This is a genomic window from Lacticaseibacillus styriensis, from assembly GCF_030770295.1.
Classification (GTDB): domain Bacteria; phylum Bacillota; class Bacilli; order Lactobacillales; family Lactobacillaceae; genus Lacticaseibacillus; species Lacticaseibacillus casei.
On the sequence record NZ_CP132483.1, the window covers coordinates 427,036 to 452,427 of the forward strand.

General features: G+C 45.5%; 23 protein-coding genes. 17 read left to right on the forward strand and 6 right to left on the reverse strand.

Annotated features, from left to right (window positions below):
- Positions 1-40: 40 nt before the first annotated feature.
- The 3 genes from LACSTY_RS01965 to LACSTY_RS01975 are packed head-to-tail and all read right to left on the reverse strand — an operon-like array spanning position 41 to position 2,266.
- Positions 41-1,426, reverse strand: coding sequence for a PTS galactitol transporter subunit IIC (locus tag LACSTY_RS01965; RefSeq protein ID WP_087911516.1), 1,386 nt, complete (start codon positions 1,424-1,426; stop codon positions 41-43).
- Positions 1,427-1,450: 24 nt separating this feature from the next.
- Positions 1,451-1,780: a PTS sugar transporter subunit IIB gene (locus LACSTY_RS01970; RefSeq protein ID WP_049170713.1), complete on the reverse strand. Its 330-nt coding sequence runs from the start codon at positions 1,778-1,780 to the stop codon at positions 1,451-1,453.
- Between the two features lie 12 nt (positions 1,781-1,792).
- Positions 1,793-2,266, reverse strand: a complete 474-nt coding sequence (locus tag LACSTY_RS01975; RefSeq protein ID WP_087911517.1) for a PTS sugar transporter subunit IIA — start codon at positions 2,264-2,266, stop codon at positions 1,793-1,795.
- 268 nt (positions 2,267-2,534) lie between these two features.
- Between LACSTY_RS01975 and LACSTY_RS01980 the strand changes: the two genes are divergently transcribed.
- The 13 genes from LACSTY_RS01980 to LACSTY_RS02040 all read left to right on the forward strand — a co-directional run bounded on the left by LACSTY_RS01980 (position 2,535) and on the right by LACSTY_RS02040 (position 18,765).
- Complete coding sequence (locus tag LACSTY_RS01980) at positions 2,535-3,314, forward strand: DeoR/GlpR family DNA-binding transcription regulator (RefSeq protein WP_049170717.1); 780 nt, start codon at positions 2,535-2,537, stop codon at positions 3,312-3,314.
- Positions 3,292-4,281, forward strand: coding sequence for a 1-phosphofructokinase (locus LACSTY_RS01985; protein WP_087911518.1), 990 nt, complete (start codon positions 3,292-3,294; stop codon positions 4,279-4,281). The genes LACSTY_RS01980 and LACSTY_RS01985 overlap by 23 nt, the downstream gene beginning before the upstream one ends.
- 619 nt (positions 4,282-4,900) lie before the next feature.
- Positions 4,901-7,879 carry a beta-galactosidase subunit alpha gene (gene ebgA / locus LACSTY_RS01990; RefSeq protein WP_087911519.1) on the forward strand — a complete coding sequence of 993 codons (2,979 nt, stop codon included), beginning with the start codon at positions 4,901-4,903 and terminating at the stop codon, positions 7,877-7,879.
- A 33-nt stretch (positions 7,880-7,912) separates the two neighbouring features.
- Positions 7,913-9,394: an amino acid permease gene (locus LACSTY_RS01995; RefSeq protein WP_049170725.1), complete on the forward strand. Its 1,482-nt coding sequence runs from the start codon at positions 7,913-7,915 to the stop codon at positions 9,392-9,394.
- 99 nt (positions 9,395-9,493) lie between these two features.
- Complete coding sequence (locus LACSTY_RS02000; protein ID WP_087911520.1) at positions 9,494-10,948, forward strand: amino acid permease; 1,455 nt, start codon at positions 9,494-9,496, stop codon at positions 10,946-10,948.
- A 113-nt stretch (positions 10,949-11,061) separates the two neighbouring features.
- Positions 11,062-13,377 (forward strand): MGH1-like glycoside hydrolase domain-containing protein, encoded by a 2,316-nt coding sequence (locus LACSTY_RS02005; protein WP_087911521.1) that lies wholly within the window; start codon positions 11,062-11,064, stop codon positions 13,375-13,377.
- Between the two features lie 143 nt (positions 13,378-13,520).
- Positions 13,521-14,375 carry an AraC family transcriptional regulator gene (locus tag LACSTY_RS02010; protein ID WP_087911522.1) on the forward strand — a complete coding sequence of 285 codons (855 nt, stop codon included), beginning with the start codon at positions 13,521-13,523 and terminating at the stop codon, positions 14,373-14,375.
- Between the two features lie 420 nt (positions 14,376-14,795).
- A complete protein-coding gene (locus LACSTY_RS02015) occupies positions 14,796-15,344 on the forward strand; it encodes a sigma-70 RNA polymerase sigma factor region 4 domain-containing protein (RefSeq protein WP_087911524.1) in 549 nt (182 codons plus the stop codon).
- A complete protein-coding gene (locus tag LACSTY_RS02020) occupies positions 15,337-15,489 on the forward strand; it encodes a YvrJ family protein (RefSeq protein WP_010492908.1) in 153 nt (50 codons plus the stop codon). The genes LACSTY_RS02015 and LACSTY_RS02020 overlap by 8 nt, the downstream gene beginning before the upstream one ends.
- Positions 15,490-15,499: 10 nt before the next feature.
- Positions 15,500-16,264 carry a GH25 family lysozyme gene (locus LACSTY_RS02025; protein WP_087911525.1) on the forward strand — a complete coding sequence of 255 codons (765 nt, stop codon included), beginning with the start codon at positions 15,500-15,502 and terminating at the stop codon, positions 16,262-16,264.
- A gap of 234 nt (positions 16,265-16,498) precedes the next feature.
- The gene (locus tag LACSTY_RS02030) at positions 16,499-17,005 is read left to right on the forward strand and encodes a TetR/AcrR family transcriptional regulator (RefSeq protein ID WP_087911526.1); all 507 of its coding nucleotides are present in this window, start codon (positions 16,499-16,501) and stop codon (positions 17,003-17,005) included.
- Between the two features lie 4 nt (positions 17,006-17,009).
- Positions 17,010-18,071 (forward strand): ABC transporter permease, encoded by a 1,062-nt coding sequence (locus LACSTY_RS02035; RefSeq protein WP_087911527.1) that lies wholly within the window; start codon positions 17,010-17,012, stop codon positions 18,069-18,071.
- 4 nt (positions 18,072-18,075) lie between these two features.
- Entirely contained in the window at positions 18,076-18,765 is a 690-nt protein-coding gene (locus tag LACSTY_RS02040; protein WP_087911528.1) for an ABC transporter ATP-binding protein, read from the forward strand.
- A gap of 126 nt (positions 18,766-18,891) precedes the next feature.
- Here the strand turns inward: LACSTY_RS02040 and LACSTY_RS02045 are convergent, their stop codons facing one another.
- From LACSTY_RS02045 to LACSTY_RS02055, 3 genes are all read right to left on the reverse strand, one after another.
- Entirely contained in the window at positions 18,892-20,262 is a 1,371-nt protein-coding gene (locus LACSTY_RS02045) for an FAD-dependent oxidoreductase (protein ID WP_087911529.1), read from the reverse strand.
- Between the two features lie 220 nt (positions 20,263-20,482).
- Positions 20,483-21,301, reverse strand: coding sequence for a Cof-type HAD-IIB family hydrolase (locus LACSTY_RS02050; protein ID WP_087911530.1), 819 nt, complete (start codon positions 21,299-21,301; stop codon positions 20,483-20,485).
- Positions 21,302-21,424: 123 nt separating this feature from the next.
- Entirely contained in the window at positions 21,425-21,694 is a 270-nt protein-coding gene (locus LACSTY_RS02055; protein WP_087911531.1) for a type II toxin-antitoxin system RelE/ParE family toxin, read from the reverse strand.
- Between the two features lie 242 nt (positions 21,695-21,936).
- On the opposite strand from LACSTY_RS02055, the gene LACSTY_RS02060 reads away from it, so the two are divergent.
- The 4 genes from LACSTY_RS02060 to LACSTY_RS02075 all read left to right on the forward strand — a co-directional run bounded on the left by LACSTY_RS02060 (position 21,937) and on the right by LACSTY_RS02075 (position 25,379).
- Entirely contained in the window at positions 21,937-22,944 is a 1,008-nt protein-coding gene (locus LACSTY_RS02060) for a LacI family DNA-binding transcriptional regulator (protein ID WP_087911532.1), read from the forward strand.
- Between the two features lie 51 nt (positions 22,945-22,995).
- On the forward strand, positions 22,996-23,487 hold the full coding sequence (locus LACSTY_RS02065) for a PTS sugar transporter subunit IIB (protein ID WP_049170759.1): 492 nt from the start codon (positions 22,996-22,998) through the stop codon (positions 23,485-23,487).
- A 271-nt stretch (positions 23,488-23,758) separates the two neighbouring features.
- Complete coding sequence (locus tag LACSTY_RS02070) at positions 23,759-24,565, forward strand: PTS mannose/fructose/sorbose/N-acetylgalactosamine transporter subunit IIC (protein WP_087913218.1); 807 nt, start codon at positions 23,759-23,761, stop codon at positions 24,563-24,565.
- Positions 24,558-25,379 carry a PTS system mannose/fructose/sorbose family transporter subunit IID gene (locus tag LACSTY_RS02075; protein ID WP_162494851.1) on the forward strand — a complete coding sequence of 274 codons (822 nt, stop codon included), beginning with the start codon at positions 24,558-24,560 and terminating at the stop codon, positions 25,377-25,379. Before LACSTY_RS02070 ends, LACSTY_RS02075 begins: the two co-directional genes overlap by 8 nt.
- The last annotated feature ends 13 nt before the right edge of the window (positions 25,380-25,392 follow it).

Consider the following 25,392-nt stretch of genomic DNA (forward strand, 5'->3'; position numbering starts at 1 on the left):
TCATGACTTTTCTTTTTTTCTCAAGCATGTTATCAGACCTTTATTCTTTTGCGGTGATGGGGGCAGCGGCTTTACTTGCACTATCAGTATATTTTTTTGCTGGATTAGGATTCTTTTTAAACGAACGGTAGACGATCCAGAAGAGGGCCATCAACAATGCTAGTCCCAATAGCGCTAACCAATTGCCTTTGAATCCCTGTGCCATTAAGAACCGAAGATCAGGTGCTTCAATCGAGCTCCATGAGACTGTTGAACCCTTTGGAACGTTAATTGCTTGAGTCGATTTTGCCAATGCGGTGAACTCATTAGCAAAGAACGTACCTCCGTAGAGGAATAATGGCTCATAAATAATCCCAAGGACAACCATACGCAGTAGGTTTCCTCCAGTTAACAACAAGCCACCAACGCCTAAACAATAATTGATGACGCCCGCAAATGGTAGGATTGTATTGCCTGGTAAAACGGCAGCATATAGAATACTGATGGGGATTAGGATAACCATTGTGACCCAGAGCTCCGTACTTTGACCTAAAATAGGCCAGTCAAGTCCGATAACGAATTCACGATTTTTAAATCGTTTTTTCATAAAGTTACTCATAGTCGTGCCAAATGGGGTTAATGAATCCATGAAGAATTTGGCCATGACTGGGAAGATTGCCATGATTGCTCCAGTTGTAACTGCAAGATTCAAAGCTTTACCTATCGAGTAACGTCCTGCTAATGCAAGGATTAAACCGATAATGAAACCCATAACAACTGGTTCCGAAATAATCCCAATCTTTTTCTTCAGAGCCTTCGCGTCCCAGCGACGATTAAAGACAGGAATGTAATCCATTAACTTGTTGACTGGCGCCATGAGAACTGCCGTGAAAGCTTCAATGTGGGTTGTAGTAACACCTGGGTATCCAAGCATGTCATGGATTTCTTCGGACCACATGTCACCAAGCTTCAGCATGACAACAACTTGAATGGCACCAGCAATAAACGCCCAAACATAATTTGAAGTAGTTGAGTACACCATATAGCCAGTTAGTGCAACACCCCAGATATTCCACATATCTGCATTGATAACATCTGTTGTTTTTGTCAGTAACATGACTAAGTTGACACCAATCTCGACCGCGAAAAAGATGAATGCTAACGGCCAAGCCCAGGTGATCGCTGCTGCACCTGTCCAACCAAAGTCAACAGTTGGCAGGTTAATGCCAGTATTTGTAGCTAAAGCTTTAGCAGCAGGGCTAACTGCAGCAACCAGTGCGTTAATTGCCATTGTCATGCCAACAAAGCCAACACCAAGATATAATCCGGAAAGTATGGCTTTTGAGGCTTTCATGCCAAATGCAAATCCTAAGACCATGATCAGAGCCGAAACGACAACTTGAGGACCAGGAGATAGGATTGCTTGAACAATATTATTCCAATTCATAACTTTTCCTCCAAATTTCGAAAACTAATTATGCTGAGTTGATCCTAGGACTGCTTGCTTTATTTTTTCATTGGCTTCATCCTCACCCATACCTGTCAACCACGGAACTCCAACTACTTCTGTCACATGATTTGCTTCGATTGTTTCTCGAAGATCATCATCGGCAGGCGCAATGCCAACATAAGCAATGATATCCGGATTGGAGTCGATTCTGGATTTCGCGGTTTCTACCGGATGGGGCTCAGCATGTGCTAACCCATCTAAACCTTGCTCTTCCAAGAAATCGTTAATTTTGTTTGCTACTTGTGGACTAGTCGCTACGCCAGAGCCACAACATACGAGAATGGTTTTCATAATTATTTCCTCCTAGTTGACACTTATTTTTGTGAATTGTTCTGACAGTAAATGGTACATCTTGGTTTCATCAGTGGTTTTCAAGAATTCCTTGACGAATTCTTGGTCTTTAAAAGCAGACATTATTTGGGCAAGTAAACCAACCTGCTTAGAAGGTTCCTTAATTCCCAAAAACAGAAAATTATTTGTGGACATGGGTTTCATATCGCCCATCTGTTTCCAGCCAATTGGGGTATTGGTTTTTACAACATAGATAAATGGCTTCAAAACAAATTCAGGATCTACGTGGGGTAATGCAATTTTTAAACTTGGAAACATAAGGCCTGTTGGAAATTTAGCCTCACGGTCTATTAACCCCTTCCCGTAGTCCTTGCGTGCATATCCCTTATCATGTGCGACTGAAGCAACCGAGTCGAACAATTCACGTGAGGAAGTTGATGGGTTGTTAAGATCAATCAGTTCCTTTGAAAACATTGATTCGTACAATTTGTATGCTCCTTTCAAAATGTTCGATCTTGTAAAAAATGATCAACTTTGTTTCACTTCGTATAGTAAGCGGTTTCTGTTTTGTTGTCAACAAATTTAAACTAATTTTTTAAGAACAGAAATTTGGCCTTATAACATAAACAAGACGCAGATCTTCAAATTCTTAAGGTAATCTTGGCATTACACCAGTCGAACATACTTGAACATTTCCGGAATACAAGTTATGATGTGAACATCGATTAACTTGGACAGGAGATGCATTAACATCATGATGAAGGCGCAACGCCAAAGTGCCATATTGGCATTACTGAATTCCGCTGAAGGTAAATCACTAACGACCACCGAGATAGCCAAGAGCATGAACGTGGCTTCGATGACAATTCGAAGAGACTTAAATGAAATGGCTCAAGAAAAGCTTATTAATCGGGTTTATGGAGGAGCTTCGTTAATTAATGAAAAATCAACTAAGGAAAAGACGCAGGTTCAGCGTGAGTCCAAGATTGAAATTGGAAGAGTAATAGGTTCGTTGATTCATCCCAAAGCAACAATTTTTCTGGGAGCGGGCACGACAATTTATGCCGCCGCTGACTTTCTACCAAAAAAGGATGATGTTAAGTATATTACGAACTCAGACTTAATTTTTCGGTACTTGGTTAATAAAGATATCAATGTGTTTCTTACCGGTGGCTTCTATCACAAAATAACAAATGAATTTGTAGGAAGCATTGCTGAACAAACGCTCAGCAACTTTATTTTTGACTTAGCATTTATTAGTACAAATGGGGTCTTTGACGATCAGGTTACTACGGCCAACTTTGATGAAGGAAACATACAAAAAGCGGCCATGAAACGGAGCAAAAAAATGTACGTTGTTGCTGATCACACTAAGTTCGGACGAGGCGATTCCTTTAGCTTTGCCCAATTAGAAGAGTTTACAGGTCTTATCACTGATTCAAGGATTTCACAATCTGATTTAAAACACTACCGAGAAATAACTGGTGTGCTTGTAGGAAAGGCGGATAGCAATGCTATTGACAATAACAACTAATCCATCAATTGATGTTGTTTATCAGACTAATTTCTTTAAGCTTGGTCAGACTAACCGAGAAGTTAGTCACTACCAAGTTATAGGTGGTAAGGGTATTAATGCTGGGAGAGTAGCTTCAATCTTAACTGGGAATAAAGAGAATGTTGCTGCTATGGGCTTCGTCGGCAGAGATAATTCAGCTGGTATTATCCAAGATTTACAGGAATACGGCGTTGCTAATAAGATGATCCAGGTTCCTGGGAAGACTCGCTTTTGCTATACCATCATTGATGGTAAGGGACAGAAGACAGAACTCAACGAAGTTGGACAACAGATTTCGACTGAAGAAGCCAATCAGCTTCTTGAACAAATATCGTCTTTAACGAACCTAAATGGTGTGTCAATTAATGGTTCCCTGGCTCCCAATCTTCCAGGAAATTTTTATTCTCAAGTGATACGTGCTGTGCGGGAAAAAAATCCTCGGGCAAAGATTGTTCTGGATACCTCCGGTGCAGCTTTGAAATCAGTCCTTATGGGAAAAGATTTGCCAGACTATATTAAGCCCAATAATGAAGAACTTAGTGAGTTACTGGCTACTGACGTTGTGGAAGAAAAAAATGCCGTACTTTCCGCACTAATGAACCCTATTTTTAAAAACATTCCAAACGTGCTGGTTTCAATGGGTGCGCATGGAGGTGTGGCAAAAGTAGGCATAGAAACTCCTAGGTATTATAAAATTAAAATTTCATCGCAACTGGCTGTCAATCCTGAAGGCTCTGGAGATGCGATGATTGGCGGAATTTTATCAGCCTTGGCATATGGGAAAAGTAATATAGATGTTATTAGGGCCGCAATGGCAGCTGGGATGGCAAATGCTGTAGAGGCGAAAACAGGTTTCGTTCAAAAGTCTACTTTTAATCGCTTTTTGAGAAGTGATAAAGATATCCATGTTCAAATAATTAAGGCAGTGCCAACACCCATAAAATAGTAAAAATGAAGCCGATGCTTTTACGACATTCAGTCTATGCTCATTGAGATTTAGTTTGTAGTTTGCCTAGCAATGAATGGGTTGAGATTTTTCGAATCTAACACTTTTTTTCAATCGTAACGTGTATGTGAGAAATGGATATTACACAAACGCGTATAAATATTTCCGCAATCTGGTTTACTCGATTGTTAGATAGTTGACAGGCGGAACGACTGTATTGCAAATTCGTTTAATTGAAACAAAGTACATTAAAATAGCGGCGATTAATTCCAGCAAGGTTCTGTCGGCAATGGGAATTAATCGCCGCTTTCATTAAATATGTTGTTGATATATTGCACCCAAAATATGTTCTAATGTTGCGCGAATTAACATCGTCCAAAAAGTATATCAAATGTCACTATTATGCGTTTTCGAAAATAGAAAAATACAATTGGACCAAACTTTTTTGTGAATTCAAAGTTCGAAAAAACAACATAATGACATTTTTTAGCAACAAACATAGCTCTTTACCAGATGATTTGCTCGTATTATGAAAGCGCAAACAAAGCCAGCATGCTTAAAAAATACGCGTATAAGACCGGTTTTATTGCTAGGCAGCACATTGATGAGGAGGAGCACGATGACAACAGCAAAACTATGGGAGCAACCTGAATTAACCGACATTAATCGAATGGCGCCACGAAGCCATTTCGAAACTTTCTTTCCAGGTGAGTACAAACAACCGCGGCATTACCAATTACTAAATGGCACATGGCAGTTTAAATTCTTAGACGCGCCGGAATATGCGCCTGCAGATTTTATGGCGAGCGACTTTGATGATCATGACTGGGATCAGATTCCTGTGCCAAGTAACTGGCAGTTGCAAGGTTATGGGAAAATGCATTATTCCGATCTCTGGTATAACTTTCCGATTGACCCGCCTTTTGTGCCACGGGAAAATCCGACGGGACTGTATCGGCGAACCTTTACGGTAGATGAAGTGGCAGCAAATGAACAATATATCATTGGCTTTAATGGCGTCGATTCTGCTTTTAAGCTATATCTCAATGGCAAGTTTATTGGATATAGCAAAGGCGCCCGGTTGCCAAGCGAGTTTGACGTTACGCAAGCGTTGAAACAAGGAACCAACACGATCACGGTTGAAGTCGTTCAATGGTCGGATGGTACGTATCTTGAAGACCAGGATATGTGGTGGTTAAGTGGGCTATTTCGCGACGTGAGCCTTTATTCGCGCCCACAAAATGGACTTTATGATGTTCGTATTCGCACCTACCTATCAAATGCGTGTCGTACTGGCGAACTGGTGGTCACACCGACTTTGACGGGTAGTGTCTCGTCAGAAATTCACTATGAGTTAACTAAAGACGGTGCAACGTTGGTAGATCAAACGCTACCCGCTGATGTTTCTTTGGATGCGACTATTGACAACATTCAAGCGTGGTCCGCTGAAGCACCGCATCTATACGATTTAACCATGACGGTTTTGCAGGACGATCAGCCGCTTGAGGTAGTACGACAACGGGTTGGTTTTCGCCAGATTGAGTTGAATGGCAAAACTTTTTTAGTCAATGGGCAAGCAATTAAGTTTAAGGGCGTCAACATGCATGATTACAGCGCTACTAAGGGGCGGGTCATGTCTGAAGCTGATTTCAAAAAGAATATTATTTTGATGAAGCGTCACAATATCAACGCGATCCGTACGTCACATTATCCAAAAGCACCGTACTTTTATGACCTGTGTGACGAATTAGGCATGTATGTCATTGATGAGACTGATCTTGAATGCCACGGATTTGAATTGACCGAGCGCTATGACTGGATTACTGATGATCCGCGCTGGAAGACGGCATACGTGGATCGGATGAGCCGTACGCTACAGCGCGATAAGAATCATACATCGATCATCATGTGGTCACTTGGCAACGAGTCTGCTTTTGGGGATAACTTCCGGGCAATGGCAGCTTACTGTAAAGCCGAAGATCCAACGCGTCTAGTTCATTACGAAGGCGATTTCGAGGTTGAGGTCAGTGATGTTTATTCGACTATGTACACTTGGCTTGAACATGATACCAAGATGACGATGGCGGATGTTCTTCAGAAAACTCAAAAGCCGCACATCTTATGCGAATATGCCCATTCAATGGGTAACGGGCCTGGTAATCTGAAGGAATATCAAGATCTTTTCTACGGTCATAAGCAGTTGCAAGGTGGTTTTATCTGGGAATGGTTTGATCAAGGCGTTGCGACTAAGGAAGGTGATCAGACCTATTACCGATATGGTGGTGATTTTGGTGATCAACCTAACAACGGCAACTTCTGTATTGACGGCTTGATTCGCCCGGATGGGAACCCATCGACAGCATTGACTGAAGTTAAAAAGACGTTTGAACCTTTCCAGATAGCGGTGCGTGACTTAGCAACGCAGACCATAACGATTACGAACCGGCTTGATTTTCTGAGTTCGGATCAATTCAGCTTTGCTTATGAGCTGGAAGCTGACGGTCAGACGGTCGCAAAAGGCAAACTTGATTTACCGACTATTCAGCCGGGAACTGCTAAAACGGTTAAATTAGGTATTCAATTGCCAAAGTTTAACGCTGAAACCATTTATAACCTGCATTTACTCACTGAACTCAAGGAAGCAACCGCTTGGGCTGATGCCGGCACGGTATTGTCACAATCAGTCATCAATCTGCAACGGCCAAAATTTCAAGTGGCTCATCAACAGACGACCGCGTTACAGGCAACCGAAGATAACACCACGATCACGGTGACGGGCGGGGATTACGAATACCGGTTCGATAAAATCAAGGGAACTTTCAGTCTGAGTCATGCTGGAAGCGACCTAATTCGCGACGGGATTAAGATGAACTTCTGGCGTGCGCCAATCGACAACGACATGTATTTGCTGGATGACTATTACAACAAATATTTCCTGAATCTTTGGCATGAGAGTACCCGCGAAGTTCATTTGCAGCCCCAAACAAATGGCAATTATGTTGTTAGCTTAACCAAGCAAGTGGGTACGACCAATAGCGGTTGGTATTACATGATCCAGCAACAATATACCATTCATCAAGATGGCAGTTTTGACCTTGATGTCGTAGGCAAGGCGAGTGGCAAACGCGATATGGCTCCGGAGATGCTGCCACGAATCGGGGTCAAAATGACCTTGCCGAAAGCTTATCAACAAGTCTCCTATGATGGCCTGGGTCCTACGGAAAACTATCGCGACTCACACCAAGCAGCATATTATAGTCACTTCACGAGTAGCGTTGACGATTTGTTTGTGAACTATGTGAAGCCGCAGGAAAATGGCAATCATATGGATACAGATCGACTTGCACTCACAGATGGCCAACATCATCTGACGTTGACGATGACAAAACCACTGAACTTCAGTGTGTCTAACTATGCTGATGAAACGCTGGAGGCTGCGAAGCACACGATTGATCTTAAACAGTCAGATAGGCTGAACCTGTATTTGGATTTCCGGCAAAACGGTTTAGGGACGAATTCTTGTGGCCAGGATCAACTTAAGCGTTATCGCTGCAAGTTTGATGATTTTGAGCTTGGTTTTAACTTCAAGGCGAATTAGTGAAAACGTCATAAAGAAAGGAAGTGTTTTCCAATGTCAGAAGATAAATCACGGCAGCGTTTAGGTTCGGCTGCTTTAATGTTGATGACTTTCTCGGCGGTGTTTGCTTTTCCGAGCATCGTCAACAACAGCATTCAAATTGGCCTTGCAACAATTCCCGGTTATATTTTTGGCAGCCTTTTCTACTTCTTGCCGTTCATTTTGATGATTGCTGAATTTGCTTCGGCTAACTCTGATAAAGAGTCAGGGGTGCATAGTTGGCTGGAAAGCGTACTGGGTAGTAAGTTCGCTTTCCTGGGAGCATGGTCGTATTTCTTCGTCAATTTGTTTTTCTTTGTTTCATTGTTGCCTAACACCCTGATTTATGGCTCATATGCGTTGCTAGGCCATAACGTTTTTGGCGGGGCTATGGGGACGAAAATTATCTCAATTCTGTCAATTGTTTTGTTCTGGTTAGCCACGTGGGTTTGTATTAAGGGGGTCTCGTGGATTTCGACTGTCACCAATTTTGCCGGAACTGCGCGATTACTGATGGGCGTGATCTTTGTTGTCCTTGCCTTTGTGGTCGTCATGGGGATGGGCGAAAAGCCTGCTCAAGACTTCAGTATGAAGGCAATCACCCCGACGTTTAACTGGACATTCTTCATGACCATGGCGTGGATTTTGCAGGCCGTTGGTGGTGGCGAAAGTATCGGTGTTTATATCAAGGATACGAAAGGCGGCAACAAGACCTTTGTACGCACCATGATTATTTCGACCCTTATTGTGGGCTTAATGTATGTTCTCGGTGCTATCGCGGTTGGTTTCGTTGTTCCAAAGTCGGTTTTGGCCGGCAACTTCTCCAATGGGATCTTTGATATTTTCAAGATTTTAGGCACGCATTTTAACATTCCTGGTAATGTGATGGTCCGGCTCGTTGGATTAATTCTCTTTATTGGGAGTTTGGGATCTCTAGCCCTATGGACAGCAGCGCCGGTTAAAGTCTTCTTCTCCGAAATTCCTGAAGGTGTCTTCGGTAAATGGATGGTCAAAACCAATCAGGAAGGTAATCCAACGAATGCGCTGATCGTGCAAGGCTTTGTTGTAACGCTGCTGATGATCGTGCCAGCGCTTGGCATTGGTAATCTGGATAGCTTCTTGGAAACCCTGATCAACATGACCGCCGCAACTTCCTTACTGCCAGTCTTGTTCCTGTTGATTGCTTATATCATGTTGCGATGGAAGAAAGACGATATGCCGCGCGACTTTCGCTTTGGTAATCGAACAGTCGGGTTGATTGCAGGGATTTTCCTGCTATGCGTTTTCCTGTTCGTCTTCTTTATGTCCACTGTGCCTGACCCGCATCTGATTGCTGAGGAACTGGCAGGTCATTTACCAAAAGGAACTGCTAGCCCGATCGGCACGTTACTATACAACGTACTTGGTGTGGTCATTTTCATGGGTGTCGCATGGATATATTGGGATCGCTATGAAAAACGCGAACGGCTGGCAAAGGCTGAACCAGTATCCCATTAAGTTGATTTTCAATTTAAAAAAATGGACATGGTCGCGGTAATTACCGAGGGCATGTTGGTGCGTTGAGCTGCTTTTGAGGAAGATAAAAGGGGTCGAACATTGGCACAGATGATCGCATCGACACAGGTTAAACGCGTGTTAAAGACACGCCATCTTTCTATGATTGCGTTAGGCGGCAGCATTGGCACCGGTCTGTTTGTTGCTAGCGGGAGTGCAATCGCTACTGCTGGGCCGGGCGGAGCAATCGTTGCGTATATTGCGATTGGCTTGATGGTCTTTTTCTTGATGACCAGTCTTGGTGAGATGGCCACTTATTCGCCGGTTTCGGGATCGTTTTCCGAATATGCCAGTCGGTTTGTTGATCCGGCTTTGGGGTTTGCGCTGGGATGGAATTATTGGCTCAATTGGGCGATTACCTTAGCAGTGGACGTTTCCACAACGGCAATAGTGATGCATTTTTGGTTGCCTGATTTACCGGGGTGGGTCATCTCGGTTGGCTTCCTTGCGCTGATTTTTGTCATCAATTTTGTTTCTGCAAAGTCGTTTGCGGAGACCGAGTACTGGCTATCTTTGGTCAAAGTTGTAACCGTGATTGTTTTCTTGGGTGTTGGTGTTTTGACCATTGTTGGTATTATGGGCAGTGATGGTGCGGTTGGTTTGGGGAATTATACAACCGGCGCAGCACCCTTTGTCGGAGGCTTGCCCGCAACGCTCTCGGTATTTGTGGTAGCAGGCTTTTCCTTTCAAGGTACGGAACTGATTGGTATTACAGCGGGAGAAAGTGAGACTCCGGAAACCAGTATTCCCAAGGCAATCAAACAGGTTTTCTGGCGTATCCTATTGTTCTACATTTTGTCGATTGCCATCATCGCAGCGATCATCCCATATACCAGTCCCAATTTGCTTGGTTCCTCGGTCAACGACGTGGCCATTTCCCCATTCACATTGGTTTTTAACCGAATTGGGATGGCGGGAGCAGCCAGTATTATGAACGCTGTGATTCTAACGTCGGTGTTGTCTTCGGCCAACTCGGGGATGTATGCTTCGACTCGCATGCTATGGGCGATGGCAGGCTCAGGGTTTGCACCGCGCATTTTTCAAAAGACGAATCGTCGTGGCGTACCAATTGCTGCGTTGCTTTTGACCACACTGGTTGGCGGTATGACTTTTTTGACAAGCATCATGGGCCCGGGTGTGTATCAATTATTAGTGGCAGCATCAGGATTGACTGGATTTCTGGCGTGGCTGGGGATTGCGATCTCGCATCTTCGTTTCCGTAGGGCATTCATCAAGCAGGGTCATTCACTGGATGAGTTGGCCTATCACGCTAAATGGTTCCCGGTCGGTCCAGTGCTTGCGCTGGTGATGAGCTTGATTGTGATCGTTGGTCAGGATATTGGCTCGCTGACTAGTTTTGCTTGGCGGCGGCTCTTGATTTCCTATATGTCGCTTCCACTATTTATCGGTTTGTTTGTTTATTACAAAGTTAAAAATAAGACAAAACTGATTCCACTTGACCAGATTGATTTAACACGCCGCCGGGAACAGCGCTAGTATTTTGAAGCTATTTTGGAATATGTCACTTAAATAAACGCAATTTCAAAAGGTTCCGAGTTTTACGAGGGTAAGGTTAAAGAGATTTATCAGAATAACCACTGGAGGAAAAAATGAAGAAGCTGATTAAGTACGTGGTTGTTGGCTGTGCGAGTCTCATTTTATGTTTCTGCGGCATCATGTTAACTCATGGAAAAGCCGTACATGCAGATACCATCAACGATTATCCGAATCTGCTAAATGTTGGAGGGAATCCAACTAAACATATTTATTCCGCAAATAAAGACGTTTCGACTAACAAGTATTCACATTTTTCAGACTTAGGAGCTTGGCATGGCTATTATCAGCCAATCAAGCGGGTTGCCTCGACCTTGGGAGGTTTTCCTGGCCCAATGATTATTGCCGAAGAATATCCGGTGAATCTGTCGCATCAGCTTTCGCAGCTCAACTTGGTTAACCGCAAGACTGGTAAAAAATACAGTTTTAAAAATGCCAAGGCAACATTCACATCGTATCCCGGACGGTTAAATCAGATTTACACGTTTAAGGATCTTGAAGTGACTTTAAATTTGATTTTTACTTCAAATCGGACGGCGCTCATCCAAACAACGTTGAAGAATAGAACCGAGCAACCGTTAGATCTCAAATGCGCTTGGACGGGGGACATCATCAATAAATTACGTGCTGGGGAAAAGGATATCTCCTTAAAACAGCATTTGGTAGCGACGAATGACGGCGTACAAGTTGCTTTCCAGAAAGTTCGTAATGACAATTATTACATGACGACCGATCAAAACAAGGTGACTGTGGCATACAGTCGACCAGTCACAACGACAATTACTGGCAATCAGTACAAAAGTAGTATGAAAGACTCGATCAGTTTAGCTGCAAAAGGGACAACTGATTTATATACGGTAGAGTCCTATGTCTTTAATACAGCAGAACAAGCAAAGGAAACAGCGAACTATCAAGATTACTTCACCAATGCAAAACAGTATTTTGAAAAAAATGCAGCCCGTTGGAACAATTACATCAACAAAGCTGTTTCTTCTGACCAAAAGAATGTGAAGAAGAAAGAGAAACGCGATCGGGTCGCCATTAAAAGCGTCGAGACGTTGATCAATAACTGGATGAGTCCTGCAGGAGCCTTAAAGCATGACGGAATTGTTCCATCGATGTCCGATCAGTGGTTTGTGGGCTTATGGGCTTGGGACTCTTGGAAAGAAGCTTCTGCCGTGGCTGAAATTGATCCAACCTTGGCGGAAAATACGATTCGCGCTTTGTTTGATTATCAGATTCAAACCAGTGATAAAGTGCGTCCTCAAGATAGCGGGATGATTCCTGACGCCATTTTCTACAACAAGAACAAAGAGCGTGGCGGTGACGGCATTAATTGGAACGAACGCAATTCTAAGCCGCCATTAGCTGCATGGGCAGTGTGGCAGGTATATCAACAGAACCATGACAAGCAATTTCTTGCAGAGATGTATCCGAAGCTCGTTGCTTATCATAATTGGTGGTACACAAATCGTGATTTCAACAAGAATGGTTTGGCTGAATACGGCGCAACAGTTGATCCACTACATTTTAAGAAAGTTAAAGGCAAGAAGAAGCCAGATACTAAGGCGATTATTCTGGCTTCGGCGTGGGAATCCGGAATGGATAATGCCGTTCGTTTTGATGCCAAGGGTATTGGCAAGGCGGACAAAGGCGTTAAAATTCGGGAAAATAAGAATAGCGATGGCAAGGTGGTCGGATATTCCATTAATCAGGAATCGGTCGATCTTAACGCATACTTATATGCAGAGAAAGGCTACCTAACCTTGATGGCAAAAGTCTTGGAGAAACAAGATGATGTGACCAAATATACGACTGAGGCAACAAACCTCAAAAAGGTCATCAACCAAGATTTTTATGATCAAAAGACCGGATTCTATTACGATCGCCAGGTGAATGGGAAGCAGTCTATGTTGCTGAGCAATCGCGGCAAGGGAACTGAAGGCTGGATTCCACTTTGGGCTAACTTAGCCACAACAAGTCATGCAAAAGGTGTTGAAAAGGTCATGATGAACAAAAAGATGTTCAATACTTACATGCCTTTGCCAACTACCTCGCGCGATAACAAGAAATTTACCGCGACGAAATATTGGCGTGGACCGGTTTGGCTGGACCAGGCGATGTTTGGTGTTGAAGGACTGCAAAATTATGGTTATACCAAGGATGCTTTGACGCTGACTGACAAACTTTTCGATCATGCACAGGGATTGAATGGCACCGGCCCTATTCGTGAAAATTACAATCCGTTAAACGGAAATGGACTCAATTCCATGAATTTTAGCTGGTCTTCAAGTGTCTATTACATGCTCCACCACAACATTTACGGCACCGGAAAAACCTCATCCCAAACAGCTTTCAATCACCGCCCTTAACAACAAATAACCATTGCGATCCGTAAAAGGTTCACACTGGTTATTTTTTTGCCTTAAAAATATAACGGAACAGAGCGCTAAATCTGGTTCTAAGTGTTAAGCTATGGTCATGTAAGCGCTATAGAAAGAAATGGGTTCGAATTATGTTTAAGGAAAACAAGTGGCTGCGAACGGATCAGTTTGTGTGTCCGGAACTGTCGGTTTTTGAAGTGGGGTATGAGGACGTTCATCCGCGGGCGCCTTATCAGTATGAACAGCTGGATTACTACTTGCTGCATTTTATTCTTCAAGGCGAAGGGCTGTTCTTTATTAACAACGAAATTCACCAGTTGTCACGCGGGCAGGGCTTTTTGATCCCGCCTTTTACGGATAACAACTATTATCCCTTGATTGGCAACCCGTGGAGTTATCGGTGGATCGGCGTTCGCGGGTCAGGCGCTGAGGCCGTTTTTAAAGCTGCAGGTTTGGGAAAGAGCAATTTTGTTTATAGGCATCAAGATGTTCATCAAATGGATCGCTTATTTGGCGAGGCTTACGACTATTTTAGTGGTGACCATTTGTATGGCGCTTTAGGGAAATTCTATGAAATTGTGAGTGCCTTGGTTGAGGATTATCAGCAGGAAACGCGCTTGGGCGTGCTTCCTACTCAGCAGTATGTATTGCAAGCCGTCGAGATTCTTAAGAATGAGTATGCGGACAACACACTGAGAATTGATGACGTGGCAGCGCGTGTTAAAGTCGAGCGTACTTATCTTTATCGCATTTTCATGAGCAATCTCGGCGTTTCGCCGAAAAGTTATTTGATGCAGCTGCGGATTAATCAGGCAATCGAGTTGTTGCGCAATACCAACGATGCGATCGGCGATATTGCGATTAAAGTCGGGTTTACCAGCTATCCGCAATTCGCAAAGGCGTTTATGAAGGCGCGAAGCATGTCGCCCTCGGCTTTTCGGAAGGCAATTTCGAGCGGTGAGTTGAGTCCGCGGAAGATTGATTGAACAAGGCTCATCATTTTGATCTGGCAAATATTAGTACAGATGAGCTCAAAACAGATCGCCGCGTACTGGCCGATTTTCTGCGGGTAAAGACGGAATGTAGCCATATTAAAATAAGCCAAGTTGGCTGCATGTTTTACGAGAACAGGCGTGTCTGGGGCAACTCCCTAGATGCGTTTTTTCTTGTCTAAAATTTCAACGTAGCTGTTCCCACAAACAATTGAACAAAAATTTTCTGCGCAATACATTCCAGCAAAATGCCGTCGCAACAATCTTTTTCAAATAACCAACTCCAACTATCAGTGCCAAGCCTTATTAAACCAACCTTAACGCCACTTCATTGCGATCAGACAACCCCCTTCATCATCCGTTAAACTACGCCTATCGATATCGAAAGACATGAGGCGCCGGATTGGATGAAGGATGGCAGTAGCACAGAAAGGATTTTCGTTGTTTCTTGAGCACCAAGCCGTGGTTTACGGGGCATTAGCGAAGTTGGGCATTCGCCCGCATCATAGTGATTTTCAGGATTGGCGCGATGAGGGAATGTTGGTGTATCTCAACTATTTCAACCGGTATCGCGATCCGTTGACGGATGAGGCCGCGATTACCAAGTTTAACAAGCTGGCGTGGCGGTTCGTTTTCCTCACGTTGATGCAACGGCTGCAAAAAGTTCGACATCGCCGGGAGCTGGAAGAAGCACCAACGAATGCGGCGGTGTTGCAGACGACCACCGTGGCAACGGCACCCGTTAGCTTGGAGCAGTCCGTGGAATTGAAGCTGCAGTTGCGGCAACTTGAAGCCACTTTGACACCGGTCGAACGCAAGGTTTTGCAACTGCGGCTAGCTGGGCTGGCTGATACCGGCATTGCGAGACAGTTACAGATCAGTCGGCAACGGGTTTTAAAAGTGCGCAAGCAAATACAGGCGAAATATCGGCAACTCGAATTGGAGGAATTTTTAAATGGATAAAGAATTATTAACGTATGTTTTGGACCAAGCAGTTGGTGTTGTCATTGCCGTGATTTTACTCACGCGAATTGAACGGCGACTCGATACGCTGATCACGAATATGGGCACTTTTATGGTCAAGCTTGAAGGCAAGCACGAGAGATAGGAGGGAAAAGATGGCGATTTTAATGGCAGATGTCAGCAGTTGGCAGCCGGATTCGGAGAGTTGGTTTCGTAAGTTGGCCGATTTTGGCGTCAAGGCGGTGGTGGTGAAGCTGACAGAAGGCACGACTTACCAGAATCCGAAGGCGGCCGCCCAATTAGCGGCGGGGCGCAAGGTGGGGATGCAGGTGCATGCGTATCATTATGCGCATTATCGCAATAGTGCCGAGGCGGTTGCGGAAGGCCGGTTTTTCGGCTTGGCGGCGCGGACACTTGGTTTATCAACGCAAAGTGTGATGGCAGCCGATGTGGAAGCACCGGAATTAACCGGTGACCTGACCGGCTTGACGAATGTGTTCATTCGAACGGTCAAGTCGCTGGGGTATCCTCACACAGATCTCTATACGATGGCCAACTGGATGAAAACCGGCCGTTTTGATCGGGTGGCGTTGATTCCCAAGAATTTATGGATCGCGAGTTATGGCGTTGATCAGCCGGGGATCGACAATGTGGGCACGTGGCAGTTCACCAACAATTTTCATGGGCTAGGCGTCGACATGAGTTATGATTTCTTCGGCCACTACACGACCCGACTTTCAGGTGAGCTCAACGGTGGCGTGGTTCGAGCGCCCACCGTCCGGTATCATAGCGTTCAGGCAGGCGAAAGCTGGTGGGCGATCGCGCATCGATACGGCATGAATATGGACAACCTGGCCGCCTTGAATGGCAAAACTATCTACAGTGTGATTCATCCTGGCGATCAGTTGCGGTTGAATTAGTTACGGGCGAAAAGAACAATCGTTGATTTGGCGTACATAGCTAAACAATGATTGTTTTTGTTTGGGCGTAAACTAGCGTGAACAGAATGCCTTAACTGCAAGTTTTTGTAGACTGAATCGGGTTGCTGAAAACATTCATGAAAAAATCTTTTCTCAAGGTGTTGACACGGTGTCACCTTCCGTGTAGACTACAGGATGTTAAGAAGTGACACGGCGTCACCAAGGAGGATAACGATGGTTTTATCAACGTTTGAACATTTAGATGAAAATAAACAACAACGCATTTTAGCTGCGCTGGTAACTGAATTTTCCAAGTATCCATTGGCGCAGGCGCAGGTCGCGCGGATCGTCAAGCAGGCCGACATCGCTCGCGGCGCGTTTTATAAGTACTTCAGCGATTTGAAGGATGCGTATCAATACGCTTTTAAAGAAGTGATCGGCCGCTTACACACGGGGATCGCCGGGCCGGAAATGCGGCGTGATCCTTATGCCGCTACGGTTGCTTTTCTGCAGGAAGCTGATGAAAGCCAGGATCGCGATTTTATCCGGCTGCATTTTACCAAGAATAGCGGCATGGTGTCGGTTGGCGAACCGCCGATTGCTGCCAATGCGACGGAGTGGGCGGTCACAACATTGTGCCACAGCGCGATTTCGCAAGCGCTAGCCAATCCGGAGCAGGCGGATTTAATTTTGAAAAACTTGAAAGCAGCTCTTTTACAGCTGCACGTGAAGGAGTCGTGAGTCAATGTATCTATCATTAAAAGAAATCTGGCATGAAAAATTACGCTACGGCTTGATCGTCGCGATGATGCTGTTGGTCACCTACCTAGTGTTCATTCTCAGCGCACTGGCCAACGGGTTATCGCAACAGAACACCCAGGCGATTAACTCATGGGACACGTCGCGGGTGGTGTTGGCAAAAGATTCGGACATCAATTTAAGCCAGTCACTCCTGACGTCGCAGCAAACCAAGGATCTCAACTTGGGCAAGTCGCAGGCTTACGTCGGAACAATCGGCGTAGTCGCGACCAGCAGCAAGCATGACGAAATTCGCTCGACCATGATCGGGCTCGACTGGGATCAGTACATTGGCAAGGACATGAAGTTGGTCAGCGGCCATCGAGCTAAGAGCGACCATCAGATTGTGGTGGATATGGAGTTCAAAGATAAAGGCTATGCGCTTGGCGACAAGGTTAAGCTGAGCACGAAAGGCAAGCGTTATACGATTGTCGGCTTTACCGAGAATGCCAAAATGAGCGTTGCACCGGTTGTATACGGCACGATGAATGCTTGGCGCACCTTGCATAATCTGCCAAACACCTTCACGGCTAGCGGCATTGTTTCCAAGTCGAATAACTTCAAAGTCAACACCAGCGACCTGAAGACCTACTCAGCAAATACTTTTATCCAGAAACTGCCTGGCTACTCGGCCCAAAATAGCACCTTTACCTTTATGATCGGCTTCCTGTTTGTGATTTCGCTGATTGTCATCGCCGTGTTCCTCTACATTTTGACGATGCAAAAACTGCCAAACTACGCAGCGCTGCGGGCGCAGGGTGTGCCATCCCGGACGCTGGTCATCACGACAATTGCCCAAGCCTTGATTTTGGTCACATTAGGTCTGGCTTTAGGTGGCGCGTTGACGGCCATCACGGCGCAGTTCATGCCAATGGGGGTCCCGATGATCTTCTCGCCTCAACTTAATGCCGCCATCGTCATCGGTATTCTGCTCACCGGTTTTCTCGGCTCGATCATTCCCATTCGCACCATCTTAAAAGTCGATCCTGTTACCGCCATTGGAGGTTGATGTTATGTCAGCAATCGAATTAAAACACATTATCAAAAATTTCAAGACTCCGACAAGCAACGTCGAGGTACTCAAGGATGTCAACTTTAGCGCTGATTCTGGCAGCCTATCATTGGTATTAGGTCCGTCCGGTTCAGGTAAAAGTACATTTTTGACCATCGCCGGCGGTATTCAAACACCGACTGAAGGGGCGGTCACGACTGCCGGGAAGAATCTTGAACAATTGTCCGGCAAGGCGCGCGATGCCTTACGTCTGGACAACATCGGCTTTGTGCTTCAGTCTTACAATTTAGTACCCTATTTGACAGTCGGCGAACAGTTTAAGCTGGTCGATAAGATCAAGCCAAAAGGCAACCTCAGTCATGAGGCCTTGGAAGCATTATTAGAAGATTTAGGAATCGCCAACTTGGTGAACCAATATCCGGCATCATTATCAGGCGGCCAGACCCAACGCGTTGCTATTGCTCGGGCGCTTTACCCGGACCCAGCGATCGTGCTCGCCGATGAACCGACCGCGGCTTTGGATAGCCCACGGGTCGCCATCGTCGGCCAGCTGTTAGCCGACCTCGCCCACAAACACAACAAAGCTATCGTCGTTGTCACCCACGATGTCCGGCTGGAACAGTTTGCGGATCGAAAATTCACACTGCTCGATGGCCAATTAAAAGAAGGTGCGCCGAAATATGCTGCGTAAGTTTGTGGCGGCACACTGAGTCATACGAAAAAGGGCCAAGCACAATTTGGAAAGTGCTTGGTCCTTTTTGCATGGCTGATGAAAGGCATTAGCCCAAATGCCTTTTGTCAAATAAACAATAGTCGATTAAAAGCGTGGTTCGCCTAATGCATGTTGCGCAGCTAGGTTCAGCAGGCTCCATTGCCGATCAAAACCTGGTTGGAAGAAGAAGTCGGCTTCGGCTAGATCTTCTAGGCTCAAGCCATGTTGAACGGCGAGCGCCAAGACATTGCCTTGCGCAGTGACGTCATACGTTGACAAAACAGCGCCGCCGAGCAGTCGATGGGTTTGCGGATCAAAGACAAGATTGACGCAAACCGGGGGATTACCATTACCTTCCGGTACATAGGCCGGGCGCAAAGTATCCGTATAGAACGAAGTGTCAATTTTAACCCCGGAGCGGCCGGCTGTGAACGTGTTCAGACCGGTAGCCGCAAAATGATAATCGAAAACGCTCAATGCGCTGGAGCCAACCACGCCGCCAAATGGACGCGCCGGATGTTCTGCAAAAATGTTAGCCGCAAGATAGCGTGCTTCACGCCGGGCAACGGTTGCCAGTGCAATCGGCACCTTTTGCTGAGCGGCAACCCCGTAAACCAGCGTTGCGTCGCCGATAGCGTAAACATCAGGCAGGTTGGTGCGCAGATATGGATCCGTGTTAATGAAGCCGCGGTCGTCAAGGTCAACAGTACCTTTCAGCCATTCCGTTGCCGGCTTAACCCCAGCAGCTTGAATGACCAGATCCGTTGCAACATCGCCCGCATCGGTCTTCACGGCGCTGACGGCACCGTCACCGGCAAAGCTTTCGATTTTGACGCCGAGTTTAAGCTCAACACCTTTATCGGTAAGTTCCTTGGCGATAATGTCGGTCATATCCGGATCGAGATAAGTGCCCAATGGCCGATCAATGATATCCAGTAGTGTGACTTCTTTGCCCGCTTTCCGGCTGGCTTCGGCCGCTTCGATACCGATGTAACCGGCACCGATAATCGTAATATGTTTAACTGCCGGATCTTCCAGCTTTGCTTTAATTTTGGTTGCCCAGTCGTAACCGCGCATCAGGAAAATATTTTTCAAGTCGTTACCAGGAACTGGCAATGAATTCGGCCGCACGCCGGAACTCAGAATTAATTTATCGTAAGGGTAGTCCTGTGCCGTGCCATTCTTCGTGTCGCGGACGGTCACCGTTTTGACATCAGCGTTGATCGCCGTGACCTCATGATTGTTAAGGACATGGGCGCCCCGCTTGATCAAATCATCCGGGCGGAAGTTCCGCACGTCATTAACGTCCGTCACTTGGTCTTCCAGGAAAAGTTCCATCCCGCATGACATAAAGGAAACAAAGTCACCTGCTTCAAACATGGTAATATCAGCATCCGGATACCGATGCAGTAACTCCAAAACGCTTTGGTGACCACCATGTGATGCTCCAACAACAATAATCTTTGGTTTGTCCACAATAAATTCCTCCTCGTATGTAGTAACCGCATTCAACCTCGCGATTCCACCTCTATATTAGAATAGTTACAATCTGACGTCAATGGCTGACTGCAATTAATTATCGCACAATTTTATTTCAGCTTTTCCTAAACCGAGTGTACCAAAAAAGCGCTGCAAAGGGCAGTTATCTGCCTTGTCTACAGCACTTTTCCACGATGATTTAGTTAACCAAGTAAACTCAAATGATTTTAAAGTGCTTCAATGCCTGGACCACGCCATCTTCGTCATTGCTGGCGGTGACGTAATCAGCTTGGTCTTTGACAACATCCTGACCATTCGCGACTGCAACGCTAGTACCGGAAAAATCAAACATGTCTAAATCATTATGTTCGTCGCCAAAAGCGATCACGTCTGCTGGTTGCAAGCCCAGATACTGGGTCAGCTGTGCCAATCCCCAGCCCTTATTGACGCCGCGGGGCATGATTTCCAACATGAACGGCATGCTGCGAATGACGGTAAATCGATTGCCAAACTCAGCCTCAGCTTGCGGTTGAATTTTGGCGAGGTTTTCCGGTTCACCCAGCAATAAGCCCTTAGCGATCACAAAATCAGTCGGCATTTCCTGAGGTTCGCGCACTTTAATGCCTGCATGGTTCTCCCACGCCTGCAAAACTGTATATTTGCTGATATTACGATCAGCCGTATACACATCGCCAGCAGGAGTGATCACGTTGCTGTCGATCCCGGCCGCCGAAACATGCGTCGCAAAAGTCGAAAAGTCTTGATAATCCTGATGATTCAGAAACTTCTGGGCAATAATTTTGCCGTTGGTGCTCTGTACCACCCCGCCGCCTTGAACAATGACATACTGATCGTCTCCATGCAGCCCCAAAGCATCCAACGTGGTTCGAACGCCCGGCAACGGCCGCCCGGTGCACGGAACGATTTTAATCCCCTTAGCCTGCGCCGCCTTCAAACCACGGATGGTGGCAGACGACAACTGCTTGTGCGAGTCGAGTAGTGTGTCATCCAAATCGACTGCGATCAAGCGAAACATGGCAGTCACATCCCTTCTTGAAGTCAGCTTAGCATGGAAAGTGGGCGGCAACAATGTGGAAAAGGGAGGACAACACCCAAATTGCATGATGTCGAGCGATAAGGCTTTCGCTAAGCTAGAGTTCTAAACCTCGCCATGCCGACCAACGTCCAGCAGACGGATGGTGTCATCCTCAAGCCGATAGATTAACAACCAGTTACCCTTAATAAACAACGCACGATCGGTTTTGCGTTTCTTAATAACATGATCGTCATACTTTTCCGGTAATGGTTGGCCAGCACGTAAGTAGTCCAATACTTGTTGATAATCCGTTTGCGTAAATCGACCGGCCTTGAGTAGGTGCTTGAGATGTTTTTTGAAGCGCGATTGTTCGATGATCTGGCGTGTGGGCATTTGTGAGAAGGCTCCTTCGTTTTCTTAAGCGTAACGCTAAAAAGATAGGCTGAACATTCTTTAATTCAATGCCTTATTTTTACGCTAGTTTTCAAACTAGTTTTGAATTAGAGACAGAATTTCAAATTTAGTTCTTTGGTGATTAAATTGCCTTTTTTGAAATCGATACCAAAAATTATTGACATTTATATTGAAAGCGCTATATTAGTTGTGTAAATAAGGATCGAATGGGGCGGTGACAAATGGCAACGATTTCAGAGGTTGCAAAATTAGCAGGTGTCTCAGTATCAACAGTTTCACGGATTATTAATCATCGGCCTCATGTTTCACCACGAAAAGCCGCGCTTGTAGCAGATGCGATGAAAAAACTAGGATATCAACCTCTACAGGCCGCGCGACAAATGCGCGGCTCTGGATCGCAGACGATTGCGGTGACGGTACCTTATATTACAAACCCGTTTTTTTCTGAATTGGTGGCGGCAATTGAACGAACAGCAGATGAGCGTTCATACAAAACCGTTATCGTGCAAACTTTTGGTCAAAAAAGTCATGAACGGAATGCCTTGGATTTCCTGAAAACAAACCAAGTCGACGCCGTGATCATGTGCGCAATTGAAAATGACTGGGATTTGATTAAGCAGTATCGGCAATATGGCATCATTGCTGTTTGCAATGAGTATGTTGCTGATGATGACACATTGATGGTGCACGCTGACCAAGAAAGTGGCATGTATGCTGGCACCAAATATTTGCTTAATCAAGGTTACCGCAACCTAGCTTTCTGCACAGGGCAAAAAGCTATTCGCTATGAAGCGAAGGCTGAGGATCTCAACAGTGATCGTTATCGCGGTTATTTGCGAGCTTTGCGTGAGTTTGATTTGGAGCCTTCTGTTGAATGGCAATTCACTGATATCAACACGATTGCAGATGGGCAAAATGTTTTGCAGCGATTGATGGTTATGAAGCAGCAGCCTGATGCGGTGATTGCCGGTTCTGATCAAGTAGCAGCCGGTATCATTGCCGAGGCGCAGGTTATGGGCTTAAAGGTGCCGGAAGACCTTGCCGTCATGGGCTTTGATGATCAACCGCTGAGTCAAGTTGTGGCCCGCCCACTAACAACCATTCATCAGCCGGTTCATGAGATTGGCGATCAAATTGCAAATATGGTGGCAAACGAGCTAGAGGGTAAATCGATTTCGAATAAGCGAGTTGTTTTGCCGCTTTCTGTTGTGGTTAGACAGTCAGCCTAAAAATTTTAGTCAAAGTTGGTATCAATACCAAAAAAGTGGAGGTAGTTTCTTATGACAGTTGTATTAGCCAGAGTAGATCAGCGTTTAGTTCATGGTATCGTTGTCAATCAATGGGCAGCAGAGGTTCAACCAAAACGATATATGGTCATTGACGATGTTGTCAGTCAAGATGAAAACGTTAAGGCCAGCATGCGATTAAGCAAGCCGGCGGGCACAGGCATGTCTATAATCAATACTGAAAAAGCTTTGACCAACTTTAAAGCGGGTAAGTATGATGCGCAGCGTGTATTTGTCATTGCAAAGGAGCCTAGCACGATGCTGAAGTTGCTGGATGCGGGCATTGAGATTCCACGCGTCGATATTGGTATTATCTTTGCGGAAGATGGGCGAACGCAAATCAGCAAATTCGTTTCAGTCAACCAACAAGAAGTGGCTGATTTTAAGGAGTTGGAGAAACGTGGTGTCCCAGTGAACATTCGTTATGTCCCGGCAGATGCCCCGGTGCCATTTGATAGAGCGCTTGAAGGGAAAACCATTCAGTAGTCCTTGATCAAGCGGACAAATAATTTGCGGAGAACCCACAGAATAATGCGTTTTTGAGATCAGAAATTAAAGTAGCTTGGGTCAGGCATCATCGTCCTAGCTAGCCGAGTTGGTTTCTATCTAAACGTGTTTATGTTCATCATAACGCGCTCACCAGCGCAGAAGCCTGCATGTAAGGACCTTGGTCGCAATGGCAAAGACCGCCATCACGCCCCAGGCCACTTACACTCCGGCTTCTACCCGCGCTGGCTCGCGCTCAGGAGGAAATATCATGCCTCATATTTTGCAAGATATCTTAATTATTTTATTGGCATCATATGCTACGTTGGACAACCAAGGCATTACCATTATGAACTATTGGCCGGTCACGGTCGGACTATTCGCTGGACTGATCATGGGCGACCTACCAACAGCAATGACGATTGCCGGCACATTTCAACTCATGAGTCTAGGTGTGGCGGGCTTAGGCGGTGCTTCGGTTCCCGATTACGGGTTGGCGACAATTGTCGGGATTTATCTTTCTGCCCGAACTGGAGCCGGATTGGGCACCGCTGTGGCAGTCGGCTTACCTGTAGGACTGCTAACGATTCAATTGGACGTTGTGATTAAAATTATCAACAACTTTATTGCACACAAGGCTCAAGCTTATGCACATGCAAAAGAGTTCAGCAAAATGCGAATGATCAACTGGCTTGGACCGTTGTTCTTTGGCCTTAAGAACTTTATTCCCATGATTCTTATTGTCACAGTCGGCCCATCTGCCATCAGTGCTTTGCTAAAGATCATTCCTAAGTGGCTCACCAATGGCCTGACGATCGCCGGCAGTATGTTACCGGTCGTAGGTATTGGCATGTTAATGCACTATATGCCGCTGAAGAAATACATTTGGGTACTCATGATTGGGTTTGTTATGTCAGCTTACTTGAAAGTGCCGATTCTTGGTGTTGCCATTATTGGTCTGGCGCTTGGCATTTACACCTATCAGAATCTGATTAACGCTTCTAAGAAAAAAGAGGTTGCTGCTGTAAACGGTGCCGATGCCGCGGATGACGATGAAGGAGACGACTACGATGAGTGATGTACAACCGAAATTGACGAAGAAAGAACGTCATAGTGCGATCCTTCGTTACATGGCGATGGGCGTTAATAATTTTAACTACGAGACGCAACAAGGGCCATCAGTTGTCTGGGCTTTTTCCAAAGTCTTGCGGAAAATTTACCCTAATGACGATGATTATGTAGCTGCATTAGATAATCATTTTAAATATTTCAATACCACCACTGCCATGGCGGGGATGATTTTAGGCGCGACACTAGCCATGGAGGAAAGGGACGGCATTAAGTCAAAAGACGCCGTTCAAGCATTAAAGACTTCTTTGATGGGCCCGTTTGCCGGTGTTGGCGATACGATCATCTGGATTCTGTTGCCAACTATTATGGGATCTATTGCCGGTTACATGGCACTTCAAGGGAATCCACTAGGGGCTATTATTTGGATTTTGGTTGATATCCTGTTGTTCTGGGCCCGAATTAAATTGTTTGATATTGGCTATGATTCCGGTGTTAAGTTGGTCACAACAATGGCTAATCAGCTCAGTGCCTTTACCGAAGCAGCTTCGGTTATGGGAATTACTGTTGTCGGGACTTTGATCGCAACGGTTGTAAAGGTCTATACGCCACTTCAATTCCAGTTTGGTAAAGTAAAGCTAGCCATGCAGACCGGGATTCTCGATAAGATCATGCCTGCACTTTTGCCGGCGTTAGTTGCATGGATGGTTTATAAATTGCTTGGATCAAAAAAATGGACGCCAAATCGCGTGATTATTTTGATTTTGGCAATAGCTTTGGTAGGCTCATTCTTCGGCATCTTAGGGGTGCAGCCAACCAAATAGATGAGATACGACA

Bases quoted from the DNA above. Each gene is read 5' to 3' on its own strand.
- LACSTY_RS01965 (WP_087911516.1), bottom strand. From the start codon at position 1,426: ATGAATTGGAATAATATTGTTCAAGCAATCCTATCTCCTGGTCCTCAA.
- LACSTY_RS01970 (WP_049170713.1), bottom strand. From the start codon at position 1,780: ATGAAAACCATTCTCGTATGTTGTGGCTCTGGCGTAGCGACTAGTCCA.
- LACSTY_RS01980 (WP_049170717.1), top strand. From the start codon at position 2,535: ATGATGAAGGCGCAACGCCAAAGTGCCATATTGGCATTACTGAATTCC.
- LACSTY_RS01985 (WP_087911518.1), top strand. From the start codon at position 3,292: ATGCTATTGACAATAACAACTAATCCATCAATTGATGTTGTTTATCAG.
- ebgA (WP_087911519.1), top strand. From the start codon at position 4,901: ATGACAACAGCAAAACTATGGGAGCAACCTGAATTAACCGACATTAAT.
- LACSTY_RS01995 (WP_049170725.1), top strand. From the start codon at position 7,913: ATGTCAGAAGATAAATCACGGCAGCGTTTAGGTTCGGCTGCTTTAATG.
- LACSTY_RS02005 (WP_087911521.1), top strand. From the start codon at position 11,062: ATGAAGAAGCTGATTAAGTACGTGGTTGTTGGCTGTGCGAGTCTCATT.
- LACSTY_RS02010 (WP_087911522.1), top strand. From the start codon at position 13,521: ATGTTTAAGGAAAACAAGTGGCTGCGAACGGATCAGTTTGTGTGTCCG.
- LACSTY_RS02015 (WP_087911524.1), top strand. From the start codon at position 14,796: ATGGCAGTAGCACAGAAAGGATTTTCGTTGTTTCTTGAGCACCAAGCC.
- LACSTY_RS02020 (WP_010492908.1), top strand. From the start codon at position 15,337: ATGGATAAAGAATTATTAACGTATGTTTTGGACCAAGCAGTTGGTGTT.
- LACSTY_RS02025 (WP_087911525.1), top strand. From the start codon at position 15,500: ATGGCGATTTTAATGGCAGATGTCAGCAGTTGGCAGCCGGATTCGGAG.
- LACSTY_RS02030 (WP_087911526.1), top strand. From the start codon at position 16,499: ATGGTTTTATCAACGTTTGAACATTTAGATGAAAATAAACAACAACGC.
- LACSTY_RS02035 (WP_087911527.1), top strand. From the start codon at position 17,010: ATGTATCTATCATTAAAAGAAATCTGGCATGAAAAATTACGCTACGGC.
- LACSTY_RS02040 (WP_087911528.1), top strand. From the start codon at position 18,076: ATGTCAGCAATCGAATTAAAACACATTATCAAAAATTTCAAGACTCCG.
- LACSTY_RS02050 (WP_087911530.1), bottom strand. From the start codon at position 21,301: ATGTTTCGCTTGATCGCAGTCGATTTGGATGACACACTACTCGACTCG.
- LACSTY_RS02055 (WP_087911531.1), bottom strand. From the start codon at position 21,694: ATGCCCACACGCCAGATCATCGAACAATCGCGCTTCAAAAAACATCTC.
- LACSTY_RS02060 (WP_087911532.1), top strand. From the start codon at position 21,937: ATGGCAACGATTTCAGAGGTTGCAAAATTAGCAGGTGTCTCAGTATCA.
- LACSTY_RS02065 (WP_049170759.1), top strand. From the start codon at position 22,996: ATGACAGTTGTATTAGCCAGAGTAGATCAGCGTTTAGTTCATGGTATC.
- LACSTY_RS02070 (WP_087913218.1), top strand. From the start codon at position 23,759: ATGCCTCATATTTTGCAAGATATCTTAATTATTTTATTGGCATCATAT.
- LACSTY_RS02075 (WP_162494851.1), top strand. From the start codon at position 24,558: ATGAGTGATGTACAACCGAAATTGACGAAGAAAGAACGTCATAGTGCG.